Origin of the sequence: Mycobacterium genavense ATCC 51234 (genome assembly GCF_000526915.1) — a bacterium.
GTDB lineage: Bacteria > Actinomycetota > Actinomycetes > Mycobacteriales > Mycobacteriaceae > Mycobacterium > Mycobacterium genavense.
Map to the genome: position 1 here is coordinate 49,395 of NZ_JAGZ01000008.1, position 18,222 is coordinate 67,616.

An 18,222-nucleotide genomic window follows, 5' to 3' on the forward strand; every position below is an offset into this window, starting at 1 on the left:
TCGCTGCTCATCGGGCGTAATAGTTCGGTGCTTCGACGGTCATCGTGACGTCGTGGGGATGGCTTTCCTTGAGCCCGGCCGACGTGATCCGGACGAACTGCGCCTGCTGCAGCACCTCGATGGTGGGCGAGCCGGTGTAGCCCATCGCGGCGCGCAGGCCCCCGGTCAGCTGGTGGATCACCGACGACAGCGGGCCGCGGAACGGCACCCGGCCCTCGATGCCCTCCGGCACCAGCTTGTCCTCGCTCAAAGCGTCGTCGGCGAAGTAGCGGTCCTTGGAGTACGACTTGGCGCCGCTGCGGCCCGCCATCGCGCCCAGCGATCCCATGCCGCGGTAGCTCTTGAACTGCTTGCCGTTGACGAAGATCAGCTCGCCGGGCGCCTCGGCGGTGCCGGCCAGCAGCGAACCCAGCATGGCCGTCGACGCGCCGGCGGCCAGCGCCTTGGCGATGTCGCCGGAATACTGCAGGCCGCCGTCGGCGATGACCGGCACACCGTGCGGTCCGCAGGCCGCGACGGCTTCCAGGATCGCCGTGATTTGAGGGGCGCCGACCCCGGCCACCACCCGGGTGGTGCAGATCGAACCCGGGCCCACGCCGACCTTGACCGCATCGGCCCCGGCCTCGACCAGCGCCAGCGTGGCCGCGCGGGTCGCCACGTTACCGCCGATGATCTCGACACGGTCGCCGACCTCGGCCTTGAGTTTGCCGACCATGTCCAGCACCAGCCGGTTGTGCGCGTGCGCGGTGTCCACGACCAGCACGTCGACGCCGGCGTCGACCAGCATCATCGCCCGGACCCAGGCGTCACCGCCGACCCCGACGGCGGCGCCCACCAGCAGCCGGCCGTCGCTGTCCTTGGTGGCCAGCGGGTGCTGTTCGGTCTTGACGAAGTCCTTGACGGTGATCAGCCCGGTCAACCGGCCGTGGCCGTCGACGACGGGCAGCTTCTCGATCTTGTTGCGGCGCAACAGCCCCAGCGCCGCGTCGGCGGTGACGCCCTCGCGGGCGGTGATCAGCGGGGCCTTGGTCATCACCTCGGAGACGGGCCGGGTCTGGTCGACCTCGAACCGCATGTCGCGGTTGGTGATGATGCCGACCAGCGCGCCGGAGTCGTCGACGACGGGCAGGCCGGAGATCCGGAACCGGGCGCACAGCGCGTCGACCTGGGCCAGCGTGTTGTCCGGCCGGCAGGTGACCGGGTCGGTGACCATGCCCGCCTCCGACCGCTTCACCATCTCGACCTGGCCGGCCTGCTCGGCGACGGGCAAGTTGCGATGCAGCACGCCCATGCCACCGGCGCGGGCCATCGCGATGGCCATCCGCGACTCGGTGACGGTGTCCATCGCCGAACTGACCAGCGGCACCCGCAGCCGGATCTTCTTGGTTAGCTGGCTAGAGGTGTCGGCGGTGGCGGGAACCACATCGGAAGCGGCGGGCAGCAGCAAAACATCGTCGTACGTCAGGCCCAGCATCGCGACCTTGTGCGGGTTGTCGCCCCCGGTCGGCACGCCCTCGCCGGCCAGGCCGCCCACGCGCAGGTAGGGACTGGCGACCTGGTCGGAGCTGTCTTCCAGGTGGGACGTGCCACGGGACATCGGTGAAACCCTCCATACGCGCGCGAAGCGACAAAGCCATCCTATCGGTCCGCGACGTCGGGGAGTTGAACCTGTTGGCGCGCCGCCCGCCCAATCGCCGCGGGTCGGCCTGCTGGCGTTACCACGGCCTGGCTGCGTAGGCTAGGGGCGTGCGTGACCACCTCCCTCCGGGTTTGCCACCCGACCCTTTCGCGGACGACCCATGTGACCCGTCGGCGGCGCTGGACGCCGTGGAGCCCGGACAGCCGCTGGATCAACAAGAGCGGATGGCGGTCGAGGCGGACCTGGCCGATCTGGCCGTATACGAAGCACTGTTGGCGCACAAGGGAATTCGCGGTCTCGTGGTATGTTGCGACGAGTGCCAGCAAGACCACTATCACGACTGGGACATGCTGCGGGCCAACCTGCTGCAACTACTGATCGACGGCACCGTCCGCCCACACGAGCCGGCCTACGACCCGGAGCCGGACGCCTACGTCACGTGGGATTACTGCCGGGGATACGCCGACGCCTCGCTCAACGAAGCGACATCAGACGCCGACGGCTTTCACCGCCGCCACTGAGGCGACCGACCCGCCCGCCTGCTAGGGCGTATTGCGCGGCACCGCGCTGGGCGCCGGGGACTGCGTGGCCGGAAGGGGCGCCGGCGGGAGCGTCGCATTCGGATCCCGCGAATCGACTTTCGCGTTCAGCAGCTCGATTTCGTCCAGTAGCTCTTTGCGGCCCGCGCTGTCGTTCATCGACCGCACGGTGCTGCTGACTTCCGCCAGCTGATTCTCGGCCTGCGTCCACTGCCCCTTGTCGATCAGTTGCTGCACCTTGGCCAGATCGGCCTTGGCGGACAACATGATCTGGTTCTGGTTGACCCGCGGCTCGTCGAAGAACATCGAGTGCAGCCCGTACAGCGTCCCGCCGGGGCGGGCCTCGACGACCATGGCGCCGAAACCGCTGAGGGCGATCAACGTCGCCGCCACCGAGCCGATCGTCGCCAGGCCGCGCCGGCTCCGCCGCTGCTCCAGCATGCCGGCACGCAGCGCCCCGACGGCCTCCTCCGGCGAAACCAGCGCGCTGGCCGGCGGCCACCGCAAGTCGTCGCGCCATTCCCCCAGCAGGGTGGCCAGCGCGTCGTCGTTGGGATCGTCGACGTCGATGCGCTGACGTTGGGCGAGCGCGTCGAGCAGCAGATCGGACCGGCTCAACTCGTCGAGTCCCGGTCGGTCTGTGAAACCAGATTCAGGCCCAGATTTAGGCATAGTCCCCCGCCGCAACCATCTCGGATTTGAGCCGCGTCAAAGCTCGGTGCTGAGCTACCCGGACGGCTCCTGGTGTCGCGCCGACGGCGGCGGCGGTCTCTTCGGCAGACAGGCCGACGACGACGCGAAGAATGAGGATCTCGCGCTGCTTGGCGGGCAGGATGTCGAGCAGTTCGTTCATGCGGCTGACCGAATCTGCTTCGAGGGCCCGCTGCTCGGGACCGGCCTCCGACGACCAGCGCTCGGGAATGGTGTCGGAGGGGTAGGCGAGGTCGCGGCCGGCGGCGCGATGGGCGTCGGCCACCTTGTGCGCCGCAATGCCGTACAGGAACGCCAGAAAGGGACGGCCTCGATCGCGGTAACGCGGCAGGGCTGTCAGCGTCGCCAAGCACACCTCCTGAGCCACGTCGTCGGCTGTCAGGCCACCGCGCTCGACCGTGCCGACTCGCGCCCGGCAATATCGCACCACAATCGGACGGATGGTCTCCAGCACCTCCCGTAGGGCGTTTCCATCTCCCGCCACGGCTTCGGCAACCACAGCGTCGAGACGTTCCGCTTGAATTGTCATCGACGGCGGCATCTCCAACGTTACAAACCGGACGCATCGCGGGCTAACTCTCGGAATGACAATAACGGCCGAAACGCGTTTCACGCGGAAGGCCAGGTTCCACCGGCGCGCCGCACCTGGCCTGCGCAGACATCCCGAATTTCGGCCAATTCGGGCGCAAGAATCGTGACGCTGCCGATATCAAACAGCAAGCAGGCCGATGCCCATCGAAGCGGTATCAGCCCCAGCCGGCCGGTGGCGTCGAGCGCGGACTCGGCGACGGTGCGGGCGCGCTCGATCGAGCCCGCACTGCACAGCGCGGCGGCGAGCACCACGTCACTCTTGACCTGGTGTCGCCGCGAGACCGGTTCCATGGCCCGCGCCAGCTCGACGGCCTCGCTGGCATGACGGACCGCGAAGGCCCCGTCGCCGCGGGCCATCGCCAGCTCGGCGGCCACCCACTGCCGGCGTACCGGCACCCGGTCCGGCACCCCCGCGACCAGCTCCGGGTCCGCGCGCGCCAGCAGGGTCGCCGCGGCAGCGAAACGGCCGACGCCCAATGCGTCGGCGGCCAAGCCGATCAGCGCATCGGCGCGGGGTTCGGGATCGGCGCCGGCGAGCGCGAGAGCGCGACCGTCCCAGCCCCGGGCTCGTGCGTGCCAACCGAGCTGGCGCAGAAAGGATCCCTGCGTGCTGTGGGCCAGCGAAATCAGCGGGCCGGACGCCACGTCGTGGCGTAATGCCGCCAGGTCTCGATAGGCACTGCCGTATCGGCCCTGCCCGCCGGCCGCCACTGCCCGCAACCAGAGTTCGCTCGGAGACGTCGCCGTCGGCAGCGGCCAGCGGGCCGGCTGGTCACCGAAGGCGGCAGCGGCCAGCGTCGCGGCAATCGGCGAACTGTGATGGGTTCCAATCACGGTGATAGTAGTAAACAGTTCGTGCTGTCGGTGTTACTAAAATGTTAATCACGATCATCTCTGTAATAAATGGCGGATAGCGGTGCTTGCGCCCTGAGCTGGGAAATCTCGGTTTGGTCAAGTCCCTGGTAGCGCCGTTCTTCCACGCAAAATGCGCGGCGGATGAACGCAGAGTTAATTCTGCTCCAACCCCTATATACTTTGTCACACTAAGCGCCTATTGACGTAAATTCACCGCCCCACCTAAGTTCTAGCAATGACGGGTAGTCATCGGTGACGCCACCCTTAAATCAGTCGCACACTCACTTTGCGATCCAAACCTCACTTGGGCGTGCCGTGCAGAGAGGGAACTAGCCATGCCACAGCCGGAGCAGCTACCTGGGCCCAACGCGGATATTTGGAGCTGGCAGTTGCAAGGACTGTGCCGCGGCGTTGACTCCTCGATGTTCTTTCACCCCGACGGCGAGCGCGGCCGCGCCCGCATGCAGCGTGAGCAGCGCGCCAAGGAGATGTGCCGGCAGTGCCCGGTGATCCAGCAGTGCCGGTCCCACGCACTCGATGTCGGTGAGCCGTACGGGGTTTGGGGCGGCCTGTCCGAGTCCGAGCGCGACATGCTGCTGAAGGGTGACATCGGCCGCACCCGCGGCATCCGCCGCTCGGCTTAGCCGGGTGGGCGTCGAAGCGATCGCGACACTGAGCCGGGCGGGTGGCGAAGCGATCGCGACACGTAAACCATTGCGGCGACACGACGCGACCACCCGCCGTGGCTTCAGTCTCGAGGAGCAAGCGCGCACCCGGCGACCGGGCCTTGCCCAGTAGAGTTCGAACATGGACTTCTCGTGTGCGTTCGCGACGTCGTCGAACACCCCGGCGCACGTGGAACTCGCCGAGACGCTCGGGTACGCGCGTGCCTGGCTCTACGATTCCCCGGCGCTCTACCCGGATGTGTGGATGATTTTGACCCGGTGCGCGAAGCGCACGTCGCGCATCGGCCTCGGGCCGGGTGTGCTCGTTCCCAGCCTGCGCCATCCGATGGTCAACGCGGCCGCGATCGCCGAACTGGTCAGCCAGGCGCCGGGCCGGGTCACGGTGGCGATCGGCTCGGGCTTCACCGGCCGGATGTCGTTGGGCCAGAGGCCAATGCCGTGGCGGCGGGTCGCCGAGTACGTCCGATGCCTGAAGGCTCTACTCGCCGGGGACACCGCGGTCTGGGACGGGGCCAAAATCGGCATGTTGCAGCTGCCCGGCTTCGGAGCGCAGCGTCCGATCGAGGTGCCGATCCTGATCGGCGCGGACGGCTCGAAGGGGTTGGCCGTCGCGGCCGAACTCGGCGACGGCGTCTTCTCCGCGGCCGTACCGCAGCCGGACGCCGCCAAAGCGTGGCGCGCACTGCTGTGCTTCGGCACGGTGCTCGACGAGGGCGAGGACCTGACCGCGCCGCGCGCCATCGATGCCGCCGGGCCCGCCGCGGCGGTGCTGTATCACTCCATGTACGAACGCGGCGGCGCCGACGCGGTCGACGCCTTGCCGGGCGGGCGGGGGTGGCGCGAGGCGATCGAGGCGCACCCGGAGGACGAGCGGCATCTCGCGATTCATACCGGGCATCTGGTCAAGGCCAACCCTAGCAACGCGCCGCACATCGCCGACCTGATCCCGTTCGCCACGTCGATGGCGCTCACCGGCCCCGCCGCTCAACTGCCGGACAAGATCGCCGGACTCGCCGCGCAGGGCGTCACCGAGATCGTCTACCAGCCAGCCGGATCCGACATCGAGCGGGAACTCACCGCATTCGCCTCCGCGGCCGGCCTGGCGGCCTGAGAACTACGCGGTCGACCTCTCCAGGACGTGCACGCCGCAGGCGGAACCGAGTCCGATGACGTGCGCCAGACCCACCTTCGCGTCCGCGATCTGGCGCTCCCCCGCCTCACCGCGTAGGTGGTGGCAGATCTCCCAGACATTGGCGATGCCGATGGCCGCGATCGGGTGGCCCTTGGACTCCAGCCCCCCTGACACGTTCACCGGCGTCGAGCCGTCCCGCCATGTCGCACCCGAGTTGAAGAAGTCGGCGGCGTCACCCTCTTCGCACAGCATCAAATTGTCGTAGTGCACCAATTCGGCCGTGGCGAAGCAGTCGTGCAATTCGACGAGATCGAGGTCGGCCGCGCCGATGCCCGCCTGTTCATATGCGATCGTCGCGGCCTTCCGGGTGAGCGTGTTGACGTTCGGCAACACCTGACAGTCCTCTTCGTACGGGTCGGTCGTCAGCACCGACGCCGACACCTTCACGGCACGCCGTCGCTGCTCGAGCGACAACGACTTGAGCGTCTCGCCGCTGCACACGACGGCGGCCGCGGCGCCGTCGCAGTTCGCCGAACACATCGGGCGGGTGTTCGGGTACGCGATCATGACGTCGTTCATGATCTGCTCCAGCGTGAACCGCTTCTGGTATGACGCAAGCGGATTCAGGGTGGAGTGGGCGTGGTTCTTCTCGCTGATCTTTGCGAACAACTCGAAGCTGGTGCCGCCGTACTTGTGGCCGTACTCGACGCCGATCTGGGCGAAGACGCCCGGCATCGTCTCGGTGCCGATCCTGCCGTCGATCGCGGCCACCGCGCCGTAGCGGCCCGCGGGTGTCCAGGTGTCGGCGTCCTTCTTCACGGACCCACCCGCCAGCCGACCGGCACCCGCGAGCTTCTCGACACCGACGGCCAGGCCGTAGTCCACCTCCCCGGCCTTGACGGCCATGATGGCGGTGCGCAAAGCGGTGGCGCCGGTCGCGCAGGCATTGGCGACGTTGTAGACGGGGATGCCGGTCTGGCCGATCTGCTTCTGCAGCTGCTGGCCGACGCCCGCGCTCGCGTTCATCAGGTTGCCCGCCGCGATCACTCCGATGTCCGCCATCGTGACGCCCGCGTCCGCAAGCGCGCCCATCGCCGCCTCGGCGGCCAGATCGACGGTGTCGAGTTCGGGGTGCTTGCCGAACTTGGTCATGTGGATGCCGAGAATCCTGACCTCATCGCTTGCGCTCATCATTGCTCCTTTACGAGACGGGCTCGAAACCGAACCCGACCGCCTCGGTGCCTTCGGAATCGGTGCCGATCGGGTGGGTGGCCAGGCGTACTTTCATGTTGTCGAAAACATGTTCGGAATCGGGCTCGACGTTGATGAGATTTGCGCGCACCTGGGTGCCGCCGCAGTCCACCACGGCGGCCACGAACGGGGTCGGGATGCCGGGTGCCGCGAAGGCGACGATGGTGAACGCGCGCACCGTGCCCTCGGTCGGGACCGGGACGGTTGCGAATTCGGTGGCAAAGTAGTTGGCACACGCGTTGCGCCGATCGAAGTATTTGGCGCCGCAGTTGACGCATTCCTGCGCGACCAGATGCGGATGGTCGCCGTCAAGGACCAAATAGTCGACGAGTGGTACCTGCCGGGCCATGCGCACCTCCATCGTTTGTGTCCCCGACGTTATCGCGCGGCCGCCGGCGCCGATAGCGTGGGCTGCATGACAACCCAGAGCGACCAAGACTCGGCGCCGGCCGAGGGCACGGTGACCGTCGCGGAGACCGGCGCCGGAACGTATACGCAGCAGATCACCGCCGGACATCACCAACTCGTCGCCGACGAACCACGGCCGATCAGTGATGACGCCGGACCGACACCCTACGATCTACTACTGGCCGCGCTGGATTCGTGTACCTCGATGACGGTGCGGATGTACACCGACCGCAAGGGCGGGCCGCTGGAGAATGTCCGAGTCACGTTGCGGCACTCGCGGATTCACGCGCAAGACTGCGCCGAGTGCGAAACCAAAATCGGGTGGGTCGATCACATCGATCGCGAGATCGAGTTGACCGGCGATCTCGATGACACGCAACGGCAAAAGCTACTGCACATCTCTGAACGCTGCCCCGTTCACCAGACCCTGACCTCCGAAGTCCACATCGCCACGTCATTGCGTTAACGCTTCAACGATCCCGCCGCAATCCCTGCTCGGCAGGCCCTCGACCACGCCGGTACATATATTGTTATCTTGACGACCGCAACCAATTCATGGCACCGTCGACGGGTGCTCAACTCGACTCCAGTTGCCATGGTCACCGGTGTCGGTCGCGGCATCGGTCGCGCGGTGGCGGTACGACTGAGTGCGCAGGGCTACCGCGTTGCGCTCACCTCGCGCAGCGCACACCAATTACATGAGACCGCCCGAGCCTGTACCGGCAAGAGCCTGGTACTGCCGGAAGACATCACCTCCAGCGACGCCATCGACCGCCTCTTCGACACCGTCGAAAAAGCGTGGGGCGGAGTCGAGGTCCTCGTCGCCAATGCGGGCGCGGCCACCTCGGCTCCGATTTCCAAGACCACCGACGAGCAATGGGCCCAGATGCTCGACCTGAACCTCACCGCGCCGTTTCGGTGCATCAGACGCGCCGTCCCCACGATGGCGAGCCGGGGCTACGGCCGAATTGTGGTGGTGGCATCGGTGGCCGCCAAGAAGGGCGAACCGTACGTCAGCGCCTACACCGCCAGCAAACACGGCGTGCTGGGTGTGGTCCGTTCGGCCGCAGCTGAGGTTGCGGCAAAGGGGATCACGATCAACGCGGTGTGCCCGGGCTACGTCGACTCGTCGATGACCGAGCGCACCATCGCCAACATCGCCACGGCAACCAACCGCACCACCGAGCAAGCACGCGCGGCGCTGGAGGCCAAGCAGCCCAACGGGCGACTGGTGACGGTCGACGAGGTGGCCGAAGCAGTTTGGCTGTTCGTCACGAACTCCGCCCTCAATGGGCAGGGCATCACCATCGACGGCGGAGCAGTCCAGTCGTGAAGTCTCAGGCAAATCTCACGTACGTCAACCTGCCCGAATTGGGTGCACCGAAAGGGTTTTCGCACGCCGTGGTGGCCACCGGGTCGATCGTGTTCCTGGCCGGCCAGACGGCACTGGATGCATCCGGGCGCATTCACGGCGAAAATGTGGTCGCGCAATTCGAGCAGGCCCTGGGCAACCTACTCACCGCGCTCGCGGCCGCGGGAGGCAAGCCCTCGGATCTCGCGAGCTTGACGATATACATCGTCGACATGGCCGAATATCAAGCCAATTCCCGCGCGATCGGCGCGGTGTGGAAGCGGCTCGTGGGCAATCAATACCCGGCCATGGCAGGCATCGGCGTCGCGCGCCTGTGGGACGCCGAGGCGCTTGTCGAAGTGCAGGGATACGCGGTAGTACCTACCTGACCGGCCCGGAAGCCCGGGAACCGCAGAGTGCGGCATATCTATTTCTTGACTACCGTCATTGACACTACATACTCGTGCGGGCACACTGCACTCGAGGGGTCTCTTCCAGGAAGGACGCGATGCCGGCACCCTCCGCCCACCATGACACATTTTGCCGAGACAATCGGCCAGCCGAAAGCGACTGGCCCGAGCTGCTTTTGGAGGATGCCGGCCTGGAATATCCCGAGCGTCTCAACTGCGCCGTCGAGCTACTACTCGACAACGTCGCCGACCGCTTCGGCGCCGATCGGCCTTGCCTGTTGGCACCCGGCCGCGCCCCGTGGACATACGGCGACCTGCGTCGGGTCTCCAACCAGATCGCGGCGGTACTCACCGAAGATCACGGGATTGTGCCTGGAAATCGCGTCCTCCTCCGTGGTCCCAACAATCCGTGGCTGATCGCATGCTGATTCGGTGTCATCAAGGCCGGAGCGGTCGCGGTCACCACGATGCCGATGCTCCGCGAAAAAGAGCTGGCCACCATCGCCGACATCGCGGCGGCCGACTTCGCGTTGTGCGACGCCCGATTCACCGAGGCGCTCAACTCCGCCGGCATTCGGGGACTCCGCGTCGTGGACTACGGTGGTGACGCCGGTCTCGACGTCGCGATCGCCGACAAGTCCGCCGAGTTCACCTCCGTTGACACCTCCGCGGAAGACGTTGCCCTCCTTGCCTTCACATCGGGTACGACGGGTCACCCCAAAGCCACGATGCATTTCCACCGCGACATCCTGGCGATAGCCGACACGTTCTCTGCACACGTCCTCAAGCCGACGGCATCAGACGTCTTCACGGGAACCCCACCGCTGGCGTTCACCTTCGGTCTTGGCAGCCTGGTGGTGTTCCCGCTCCGCGTCGGCGCCTCCACCCTGTTGCTAGAGAGGGCGACTCCCGACCAACTCCCGACCTCGTCGCGGAGCACCGGGCATCGGTATGCTTCACCGCACCCACGGCCTACCGCTCGATACTGGCCTCGGGCAGGGCCAACCGGCATTCGACGCTGCGGCGCGCGGTCTCGGCCGGCGAGCACCTCCCCGCTGCTACGTGGCAGTCGGTCTTCGACGCGACCGGCATCCGCCTCATCGACGGCATCGGGGCGACGGAGATGCTACATATCTTCATCGCTTCCACCACTGACGAGCCGCGACCAGGCTCCACCGGCCGTGCCGTACCCGGCTATGTCGCAACAGTTCTCGACGAGCAGGGGCGCCCGCTCCCTCCCGGAACTCCGAAAGGCCTCGCGGTCAAAGACCCCACCGGCTGTCGCTACTTGCGTGACCCCAGGCAACGCGAGTACGTGCAACACGGCCGGAACATCACCGGCGACACCTTCATCCAGGACGCCGATGGTTACTTCTGGTATCAGGCGCGCAGCGACGACATGATCGTCTACTCGGGCTACAACATCACGAGCCCTGAAGTCGAAAACGTACTGCTCGCGCACCCGGACGTCAGCGAATGCGGTGTCGTCGGTCTCCCGGACGAAAGCCGGGGCCAGGTCGTCACCGCTTTCGTCGTGCTGCGCGAGGGAGTCGACGGCACCGAAGTTGTTGCGACGCAACTACAGGAGTTCGTCAAGCGACAAATCGCTCCCTACAAATACCCCCGCCGTGTGGTCTTCATCGAAGCGCTGCCCAAGACCGCCAGCGGCAAGCTGCAGCGGAACCGGCTTCAAGAGCTGCAGCCGGGGCCGGGCACCCAACCACCACGGTGATCCATATTCCTCGTCGGTGGCGGTCCGGGTGGCCTGTACTTCTCGGCCTTGGCCAAGCAACTGGGCCCGGACAACGACATTACGGTATGGGAACGTAACGCCGCCGATGACACCTTCGGTTTCGGGGTCGTCTTTTCCGACGAGACCCTCGGCGGGATCGAGCATGCCGACATCGCAATCTACCGGCGCATGGAGCAGGAATTCGCTCGCTGGGACGACATCGACGTGCATTTCCGGGGCGAGACGATTACCAGTGGCGGTCACGGCTTCGCGGCGATGAACCGCAAGCGTTTCCTGCAGATCCTCCAGGAACGTTGTGCCGGCCTCGGGGTGAGCGTACATTTCCGCGCCGAAGCTCCGAACGTGAAAACCCTTGCCGCAAACCATGATCTAGTCGTGGCATCCGCCGGCGTCAACTCGACGGTGCGTTCGACCTACTTTTCGTCGTTCGAGCCGCGACTCTTTCACGGCGCGTGCAAGTACATGTGGCTGGGCATCGGCAAGGTATTCGACGCGTTCAAGTTCTACATTCGCGAAACACCACATGGCGTGATGCAGGCGCACGGCTACCCGTTCGATGCGACGGGCAGTGCCTTCATCGTCGAAATGAAGGAAGATGTGTGGCGCGCAGCCGGATTCGACAGCTTCGCTGCACGTGACTTCGCGCCGGGCGAGTCCGACGAAAAGTCCATCGACGTGGTCAAGGAGATGTTCGCCGACATTCTCGACGGCCACGAGGTGATGGCGAACAACTTCAAATGGATGAAGTTCGCGACCGTGCATAACGAACACTGGCGCCACAACAACGTCGTCCTGCTCGGCGACGCCGCGCATACCGCCCACTTCTCGATCGGCTCGGGCACCAAGCTCGCGATGGAGGATGCCCTGTCCCTGGCGGCGTGCCTGCACGAAAACGACGCCGTTGATGTCGCGCTCAACGAGTACGAGACCGAGCGCAACACGGTGGTGCTGTCTACCCAGCGCGCCGCGCGGGCGAGCCTCGAGTGGTTCGAGAATCTCGCTCAGTACGTCGACCAGGATCCCCAACAGTTCGCGTTCAACATCATGACCCGCAGCCGGCGGGTCACCTACGAGAACCTGCAGTCGCGGGATCCCGAATTCGTTGCGCACGTCGATGATTGGTCCACCGCACAGCACCGATCCCACCAGCACGACACCCCGCCCATGTTTCAGCCGTTCCGGCTCGGCGAATTAGAGTTGGCCAACCGGGTGGTGGTGTCCCCGATGGACATGTACCGCGCCGAGTCTGTCATGCCGAACAACTTCCACCTGGTCCACCTCGGCGGCAAAGCACTCGGTGGCGCCGGGCTGGTGATGACCGAAATGGTCTGCGTGAGCGAAGCGGGCCGGATCACCCCCGGCTGTGCCGGTATGTGGACCGACGAACAGGCGCGGGCCTGGCGTCAGATCACCGACTTCGTACACGCGGACACACCCGCGAAAATCCTTGTCCAACTTGGTCATTCCGGGCGCAAAGGCTCCACCAAGCTCATGTGGGACGGTATCGACCAGCCCCTCGACGAGGGTAACTGGGAGATCGTCGCCCCCTCGCCGCTCCCTTACCAGCCGGGGGTCAACCAGGTGCCCCGGGAGCTCACCGAAGCCGACCTCGCCGTGATCAAGCAGGAGTTCGTCGACGCGGCAAGACGTTCCGACGAGGCGGGCTTTGATCTGCTCGAGTTGCACTGCGCGCACGGCTATCTGCTTTCGTCGTTCATTTCCCCGGTCACCAACCGCCGCACCGACCAGTACGGCGGCGACCTGGCCGGCCGGCTGCGCTACCCGCTGGACGTTTTCCGGGCGGTACGCGAGGTATGGCCGGCGTACAAGCCGATGACCGTGCGCATCTCCGCGACCGACTGGGTCGACGGCGGAATCACCGGCGACGACGCGGTTTTCATCGCCGAAGCCTTCAAGGAACCCGGTGCCGCCGCCATCGACGTCTCCTCGGTCCAGGTGACCCCGGCCGAGGCGCCGGCCTTCGGACGCTCCTACCAGACGCTCTTCGCGGACAAGATCCGCAACACCGTCGACATACCCACGATCGCGGTCGGGGTGATCTCGTCCCATGACGACGTGAATTCCATTGTGCTGGCGGGGCGCGCCGACCTATGCGCGCTCGGCCGGGTGCATCTCTACGACGCGAACTGGACACTGCACGCCGCCGCCGAACAGGAGTACACCGGCCCCGGTGCGCAATGGCCGAAGGCCTGGCGAGCCGGCCGGCGTAAACCACAGACCGGCCGCACCGACGGCCCCAAGCGGCGCCTGCAACTGATCCGCGAGGGCGTGGTCGGCACCCGGTACGAGCGGTGGCGCCCGACCCGACAGGAGAGTCGGTGACGGTGCTCGGCGCCGAGGAGAGTGGGTACGCACGGCGGGTACGCGAGATGGCGCAAACCGAGTTGCTGCCGCTGACCGACCACGGTGACGAAGCAAAGGTGAACCGCGCGCTGCTTGTGGCGATGGGAGATCTTGGGCTGCTTCGCGACTTGTTCGGCGGATCGCCCGACGAGGCGCCGACAGACGCCGCGGCCATGCGGCTGTGCCTGCTGCGCGAGACCATCGCCGGCGTGTCGACCGAGGCGGAGACTGCGCTGGCACTGCAAGGCCTGGGTTCCTACCCGATCTTGCAGTCCGGTCGGCGCGAGACCGTCGAACGGTGGATCCCGGGGGTGGTGCGCGGCACGACCGTCGCGGCGTTCGCGCTGACCGAGCCCGAGGCCGGGTCCGACACGGCCGCCCTGTCGCTGGCCGCGACGCGCGACGGCGATGGGTGGCGATTGCGCGGGGAAAAGATGTGGATCTCCAACGCACCGGAGGCCGACGTCTACACCGTCTTCGCCCGCACCACAGCGGATGCCGGCGCCCGCGGCGTCGCCGCGTTCGCCGTCGCCGGAGACGCCGACAGCCTGTCCGGCGAGCACCTCGACCTGCTGGCACCCCACCCGATCGGTCGGCTTCGCTTCGACGATGTCCGGGTCGGGCCCGCCGACGTGCTCGGCGAGGTCGACGCCGGGTTCAAGGTGGCGATGCGCACCCTTGACCTGTTCCGCCCCAGCGTCGGTGCCTTCGCGGTGGGCATGGCGCAGGCGGCCCTCGACGCCACGCTCGACTACGTCGCCACCCGACACGCGTACAGCGCACCACTGACGACTCAGCAGTCGGTCGCGCACCGGCTCGCCGACCTGGCCACCCGGCTGGAGGCCGCGCGGTTGCTGGTCTACACCGCCGCACGCACGTATGACGCCGGTGCCCCCCGCAGCGAAATCACCCGGCGCGCAGCGATGGCCAAGCTGTTTGCCACCGAAACCGCCCAGATCGTCGTCGACCAATGCGTCCAACTGCACGGCGCCCGCGCCCTGCGGCGCGGCCATCTGCTCGAGCACCTCTATCGCGACGTCCGCGCTCCGCGCATCTACGAAGGCACGTCAGAAGTGCAGCGCTCCATCATCTTCCGTGAGCTGTTTCGAGAAAGGACGACACCGTGACCCGGTTTAGAGCATCCGTCTCGCTGAGCACGACCTGGAAGAACTTCGACTTCACCGTCGCGGGTCCCGTCGCCACCGTGACGCTCAGCCGTCCCGAAAAGTTGAACCCGCTCACCTTCGAGTCCTATGCCGATTTACGCGACCTGCTGGCGGAACTACCCCACCGCCGCGACGTCAAGGTCCTGGTGATCCAGGGGGCAGGACGGGCGTTTTGCGGTGGCGGCGATGTCAACGAGATCATCGGCGAGCTGATCACGATTAAGGCCGGCGAGCTGATGCAGTTCACGAAAATGACCGGCGACGTCATCCGTGCCATGCGAAAGTGCCCATTCCCGATCATCGTCAAGATTCAGGGCATCGCGGCCGGCGCGGGCGCGGTGATCGCGCTGGCGGCCGAATTCCGGGTCGTGGGCCGCTCGGGGCGTTTCGCCTTCCTGTTCACCAAGGTTGGGCTGTCCGGCGGCGACATGGGCGCGGCCTACCTACTGCCCCGCGTCGTCGGTCTCGGCCGCGCCACCCAGCTTCTGATGCTGGGCGACACGATCGACGCTGCGACCGCCGACCGCTACGGCCTGGCCTCACAGCTTGTCGACGATGACCGGCTCGACGAGTCGGTCACCGCGCTTGCCCACCGGATCGCCAGCGGGCCGAGTCTCGCGCTGTCGCAGACCAAGTCGCTGCTGACGCGCGAGCTGGAAATGTCGCTGTCGGCTTCGATGGAACTCGATGCGATGACCCAGGCACTGCTGATGACCACCGACGACCACGCCGAGTTTCACGCGGCATTCAACGCCCAGCGCCCACCCGCCTGGAAGGGACAGTGATGGATCCCGTCGACTTCCTGCAAAGCGACGACCTGCTCTCGGTCGAGGAGCGCGCCATCGGCCGGACCGTGCGGGACTACGCGCGGGCCGAACTCGCACCGTACGTCGGCGACTGGTACGAGGCGGGTACCATCCCGCTCGAGATCGCCCGGGGCCTGGGAAAACTCGGACTGCTCGGCATGCATCTGCAAGGCTACGGCTGCGCCGGCAACACGGCCACCGCCTACGGCGTCGCATGCCGGGAACTCGAAGCCGTCGATTCCGGCCTGCGCAGCCTGGTTTCGGTGCAGGGCTCGCTCGCGATGTTCGCGATCCACCACTGGGGCACCGAACAGCATCGCCGGGAGTGGCTCCCGCGAATGGCGACCGGCGACGCGATCGGATGCTTCGGCCTGTCCGAAGCGGATGCGGGCAGCGATCCCGGTTCGATGCGCACCCACGCCAGGCGGGACGGTACCGACTGGTTACTCAGCGGCTCGAAGATGTGGATCACCAACGGCACGATCGCCGACGTGGCGATCGTGTGGGCGTAAACCGCCACGGGTATACGTGGTTTCGTCGTCCCGACCGATACGCCCGGCTTCACCGCGAACGAGATCGGCCGCAAGCTGTCCCTGCGCGCGTCCGTCACGGCCGAGCTCGCCCTCGAGGATGTGCGGCTGCCGTCGGCGGCGGTCTTTCCGGACGTCCGGGGACTGAAGGGGCCGCTGTCCTGCCTGAACGAAGCGCGGTACGGCATCCTGTGGGGTGCGGTCGGAGCCGCTCGGTCCTGCTTTTGCGAAGCCCTCGAATATAGCTTGCTGCGAACACAATTCGGCCGACCACTGGCCGAGTTTCAACTGACCCAACGCAAACTCGCCGACATGTCGATCGCGGTGGCCAGCGCCGCTCTTACCGCCGTTCAACTCGGTCGGCTCAAGGACACGCACTGCGTCACCCCCGAACAGATCAGCCACGGCAAGCTGGCCAACGTCCGCTCGGCCCTCGAGGTCGCTCGAACCTCGCGCGCAATGCTCGGTGCCGCCAGCACCACCCTCGATCACTCGGTGATGCGGCATATGAACAACCTCGAGACGGTCGCGACCTACGAGGGCACCGAGGAGATGCACGCCATCAGCATCGGGCGTGCGCTGACCGGCATCGCGGCATTCCGCTGAGGAACGCTCGACTCAGCCGGACGATGTACCTCGGCGAGGCTGTGGCGCAACTGATCTGGTGCGCTTGCCGTGGATGACGGCCAGCGCGTGCCGTTGCGCCAACGGCCGCAGTATCGTGTTCAACTCGCCGAACAACTCGCCGGCCGCCTCGCCGTTCCATGCCGGCGGCAACAACGAGAGTGGTAAGCCCGGGTCGCGGTATGGCAGCTGACGCCATTGGGTCAGCATCTGCACGTAGGTGGTAAACGCTTCCTCCGCGGTGAAGCCCTCGGCCGACGACCGATACAGGGCCGCGCGGTAGCGGTGCAGGAACTGCACATACAACTCGGTGAGTTCGTCCAGGTTCCACCAAAGTTCGACCTTGGATCGAAGATCGCTGAATGCGAAATACTGGCCGCAGAAAATATCGACGTACTCGAACAACTCCCGACGTTGCAGCGCGTGGCGCGTTTCGTCGGCAAGGTTTCCCGGCGCCAGCCACACACCGGGTGCCACGGTGCCGAATCCGAGGCGGGTGAGGCTCGACCGAAGGGCATGCCGCTTGTCGCGTTCGGATTCGGGTACGGAGAACACCACCACCACCCAGCCGTCGTCGACGGTTGCTCTGCGGCGCTCGAAGATCCGCACATCGCCCTCGGCGAGCACCTCCAGCGTCGATGCGGACACCGCATAGCCCGCGGTGTCCGCATGACGCTCGCTGATGAGAACCCCACGGCGCTTGAGACGCGAGATCGCCGAGCGGACGGCCGGCCCTTCGTCCCCGAGGTCAGCCATGAGGTCGACCACCGACGCAACGGACAGCCAGTTACCCTCGGCGCGCGCGTACAGGCCGAAGATCGTCAGGATCTGCTGAGCCAGGCGAGCATCGCGACCACCGCTGCGAGCCGATTGAACCGCTGAGGCCATGCGAGCACCCTACCTGGGTTCGCATCGCGTTTGGTTGACGGCAGTCACGCTTTCGCACGCCAGCCGGCACTCAGCCTGTGGGCGGGCGTGGCGCGGGGCTTCCCGTCAACGTGATGTAGACCGTGTCGATGTCAAGGTCGATGTCGACCCTGCGGTGGCGGAACCGCCATCCCGCCGCGGTACGGATGAACTCGTCGGTATACCGACCCGTCGTCACCAGTTCCCAAGTGCTCTTGACCTGCTGGCGCTTGGCCAACAGCAGGGTGGCGACCTGCGTCGCGCGGTCACCGGTGACGTCGACGACGGCGTCCAGCGTCATGTGCACGGTTCCGTAACCGAGTCCCTCGGCCGCCGCCATCAGCTCCTGACGACCCGACAGTTGGGGCAGCCCAACCAGTTCCATGGTTCCTTCGGGTACGAAGGTATCGGCGAAGGCGTCTAGATCGCGGTCGTCGACGGCGCGTGAGTACCGGACGGTGAGATCGCGGATCGCGATCCGATCTTCGGCAACAGACACG

At 66.5% G+C, this 18,222-nt stretch carries 18 protein-coding genes and 3 pseudogenes; 13 read left to right on the top strand and 8 right to left on the bottom strand.

The window, feature by feature from the left end:
* Nucleotides 1–7: 7 nt before the first annotated feature.
* The gene (gene guaB, locus T428_RS0117345) at nucleotides 8–1,597 is read right to left on the bottom strand and encodes an IMP dehydrogenase (RefSeq protein WP_025737464.1); all 1,590 of its coding nucleotides are present in this window, start codon (nucleotides 1,595–1,597) and stop codon (nucleotides 8–10) included.
* A 149-nt stretch (nucleotides 1,598–1,746) separates the two neighbouring features.
* Between guaB and T428_RS0117350 the strand changes: the two genes are divergently transcribed.
* On the top strand, nucleotides 1,747–2,160 hold the full coding sequence (locus T428_RS0117350; RefSeq protein WP_003879523.1) for a DUF5319 domain-containing protein: 414 nt from the start codon (nucleotides 1,747–1,749) through the stop codon (nucleotides 2,158–2,160).
* 21 nt (nucleotides 2,161–2,181) lie between these two features.
* Here the strand turns inward: T428_RS0117350 and T428_RS29070 are convergent, their stop codons facing one another.
* From T428_RS29070 to T428_RS0117365, 3 genes are all read right to left on the bottom strand, one after another.
* Nucleotides 2,182–2,796, bottom strand: a complete 615-nt coding sequence (locus T428_RS29070; protein ID WP_281173882.1) for an anti-sigma-D factor RsdA — start codon at nucleotides 2,794–2,796, stop codon at nucleotides 2,182–2,184.
* Nucleotides 2,797–2,842: 46 nt separating this feature from the next.
* Complete coding sequence (locus T428_RS0117360) at nucleotides 2,843–3,418, bottom strand: sigma-70 family RNA polymerase sigma factor (RefSeq protein ID WP_036468354.1); 576 nt, start codon at nucleotides 3,416–3,418, stop codon at nucleotides 2,843–2,845.
* Between the two features lie 80 nt (nucleotides 3,419–3,498).
* Entirely contained in the window at nucleotides 3,499–4,314 is an 816-nt protein-coding gene (locus T428_RS0117365; RefSeq protein ID WP_025737468.1) for a hypothetical protein, read from the bottom strand.
* A 356-nt stretch (nucleotides 4,315–4,670) separates the two neighbouring features.
* Between T428_RS0117365 and T428_RS0117370 the strand changes: the two genes are divergently transcribed.
* A complete protein-coding gene (locus T428_RS0117370) occupies nucleotides 4,671–4,979 on the top strand; it encodes a WhiB family transcriptional regulator (protein WP_025737469.1) in 309 nt (102 codons plus the stop codon).
* Nucleotides 4,980–5,142: 163 nt separating this feature from the next.
* A complete protein-coding gene (locus T428_RS0117375) occupies nucleotides 5,143–6,132 on the top strand; it encodes an LLM class flavin-dependent oxidoreductase (protein ID WP_025737470.1) in 990 nt (329 codons plus the stop codon).
* 3 nt (nucleotides 6,133–6,135) lie between these two features.
* On the opposite strand, the gene T428_RS0117380 is transcribed toward T428_RS0117375, so the two are convergent.
* Nucleotides 6,136–7,344, bottom strand: coding sequence for a thiolase family protein (locus T428_RS0117380; RefSeq protein WP_025737471.1), 1,209 nt, complete (start codon nucleotides 7,342–7,344; stop codon nucleotides 6,136–6,138).
* A 10-nt stretch (nucleotides 7,345–7,354) separates the two neighbouring features.
* Complete coding sequence (locus T428_RS0117385) at nucleotides 7,355–7,753, bottom strand: Zn-ribbon domain-containing OB-fold protein (protein ID WP_025737472.1); 399 nt, start codon at nucleotides 7,751–7,753, stop codon at nucleotides 7,355–7,357.
* A gap of 66 nt (nucleotides 7,754–7,819) precedes the next feature.
* Between T428_RS0117385 and T428_RS0117390 the strand changes: the two genes are divergently transcribed.
* The 10 genes and pseudogenes from T428_RS0117390 (at nucleotide 7,820) to T428_RS29080 (ending at nucleotide 16,798) form a co-directional block, all read left to right on the top strand.
* Nucleotides 7,820–8,278 carry an OsmC family protein gene (locus tag T428_RS0117390; RefSeq protein WP_025737473.1) on the top strand — a complete coding sequence of 153 codons (459 nt, stop codon included), beginning with the start codon at nucleotides 7,820–7,822 and terminating at the stop codon, nucleotides 8,276–8,278.
* A 69-nt stretch (nucleotides 8,279–8,347) separates the two neighbouring features.
* Nucleotides 8,348–9,145, top strand: a complete 798-nt coding sequence (locus T428_RS0117395; protein ID WP_211243969.1) for an SDR family NAD(P)-dependent oxidoreductase — start codon at nucleotides 8,348–8,350, stop codon at nucleotides 9,143–9,145.
* On the top strand, nucleotides 9,142–9,552 hold the full coding sequence (locus tag T428_RS0117400; RefSeq protein WP_025737475.1) for a RidA family protein: 411 nt from the start codon (nucleotides 9,142–9,144) through the stop codon (nucleotides 9,550–9,552). Before T428_RS0117395 ends, T428_RS0117400 begins: the two co-directional genes overlap by 4 nt.
* A gap of 119 nt (nucleotides 9,553–9,671) precedes the next feature.
* Nucleotides 9,672–10,424: pseudogene (locus T428_RS35815) on the top strand (AMP-binding protein); the annotation flags it as partial.
* A pseudogene (locus tag T428_RS35820) lies at nucleotides 10,370–10,762 on the top strand (AMP-binding protein); the annotation flags it as partial. The pseudogenes T428_RS35815 and T428_RS35820, both read left to right, overlap by 55 nt.
* A gap of 99 nt (nucleotides 10,763–10,861) precedes the next feature.
* Nucleotides 10,862–11,305: an AMP-binding enzyme gene (locus T428_RS35825; RefSeq protein ID WP_342666283.1), complete on the top strand. Its 444-nt coding sequence runs from the start codon at nucleotides 10,862–10,864 to the stop codon at nucleotides 11,303–11,305.
* 3 nt (nucleotides 11,306–11,308) lie between these two features.
* Entirely contained in the window at nucleotides 11,309–13,669 is a 2,361-nt protein-coding gene (locus T428_RS0117420; protein WP_025737479.1) for a bifunctional salicylyl-CoA 5-hydroxylase/oxidoreductase, read from the top strand.
* Nucleotides 13,666–14,817 (top strand): acyl-CoA dehydrogenase family protein, encoded by a 1,152-nt coding sequence (locus T428_RS0117425; protein ID WP_036468356.1) that lies wholly within the window; start codon nucleotides 13,666–13,668, stop codon nucleotides 14,815–14,817. Before T428_RS0117420 ends, T428_RS0117425 begins: the two co-directional genes overlap by 4 nt.
* A complete protein-coding gene (locus T428_RS0117430) occupies nucleotides 14,814–15,641 on the top strand; it encodes an enoyl-CoA hydratase family protein (RefSeq protein WP_025737481.1) in 828 nt (275 codons plus the stop codon). Before T428_RS0117425 ends, T428_RS0117430 begins: the two co-directional genes overlap by 4 nt.
* Nucleotides 15,641–16,798: pseudogene (locus T428_RS29080) on the top strand (acyl-CoA dehydrogenase family protein). Before T428_RS0117430 ends, T428_RS29080 begins: the two are co-directional and overlap by 1 nt.
* A gap of 12 nt (nucleotides 16,799–16,810) precedes the next feature.
* On the opposite strand, the gene T428_RS0117440 reads toward T428_RS29080, so the two are convergent.
* Nucleotides 16,811–17,704, bottom strand: a complete 894-nt coding sequence (locus T428_RS0117440) for a PaaX family transcriptional regulator (RefSeq protein WP_025737482.1) — start codon at nucleotides 17,702–17,704, stop codon at nucleotides 16,811–16,813.
* A gap of 70 nt (nucleotides 17,705–17,774) precedes the next feature.
* The gene (locus T428_RS0117445) at nucleotides 17,775–18,221 is read right to left on the bottom strand and encodes a nuclear transport factor 2 family protein (protein WP_025737483.1); all 447 of its coding nucleotides are present in this window, start codon (nucleotides 18,219–18,221) and stop codon (nucleotides 17,775–17,777) included.
* Nucleotide 18,222: the final 1 nt, after the last annotated feature.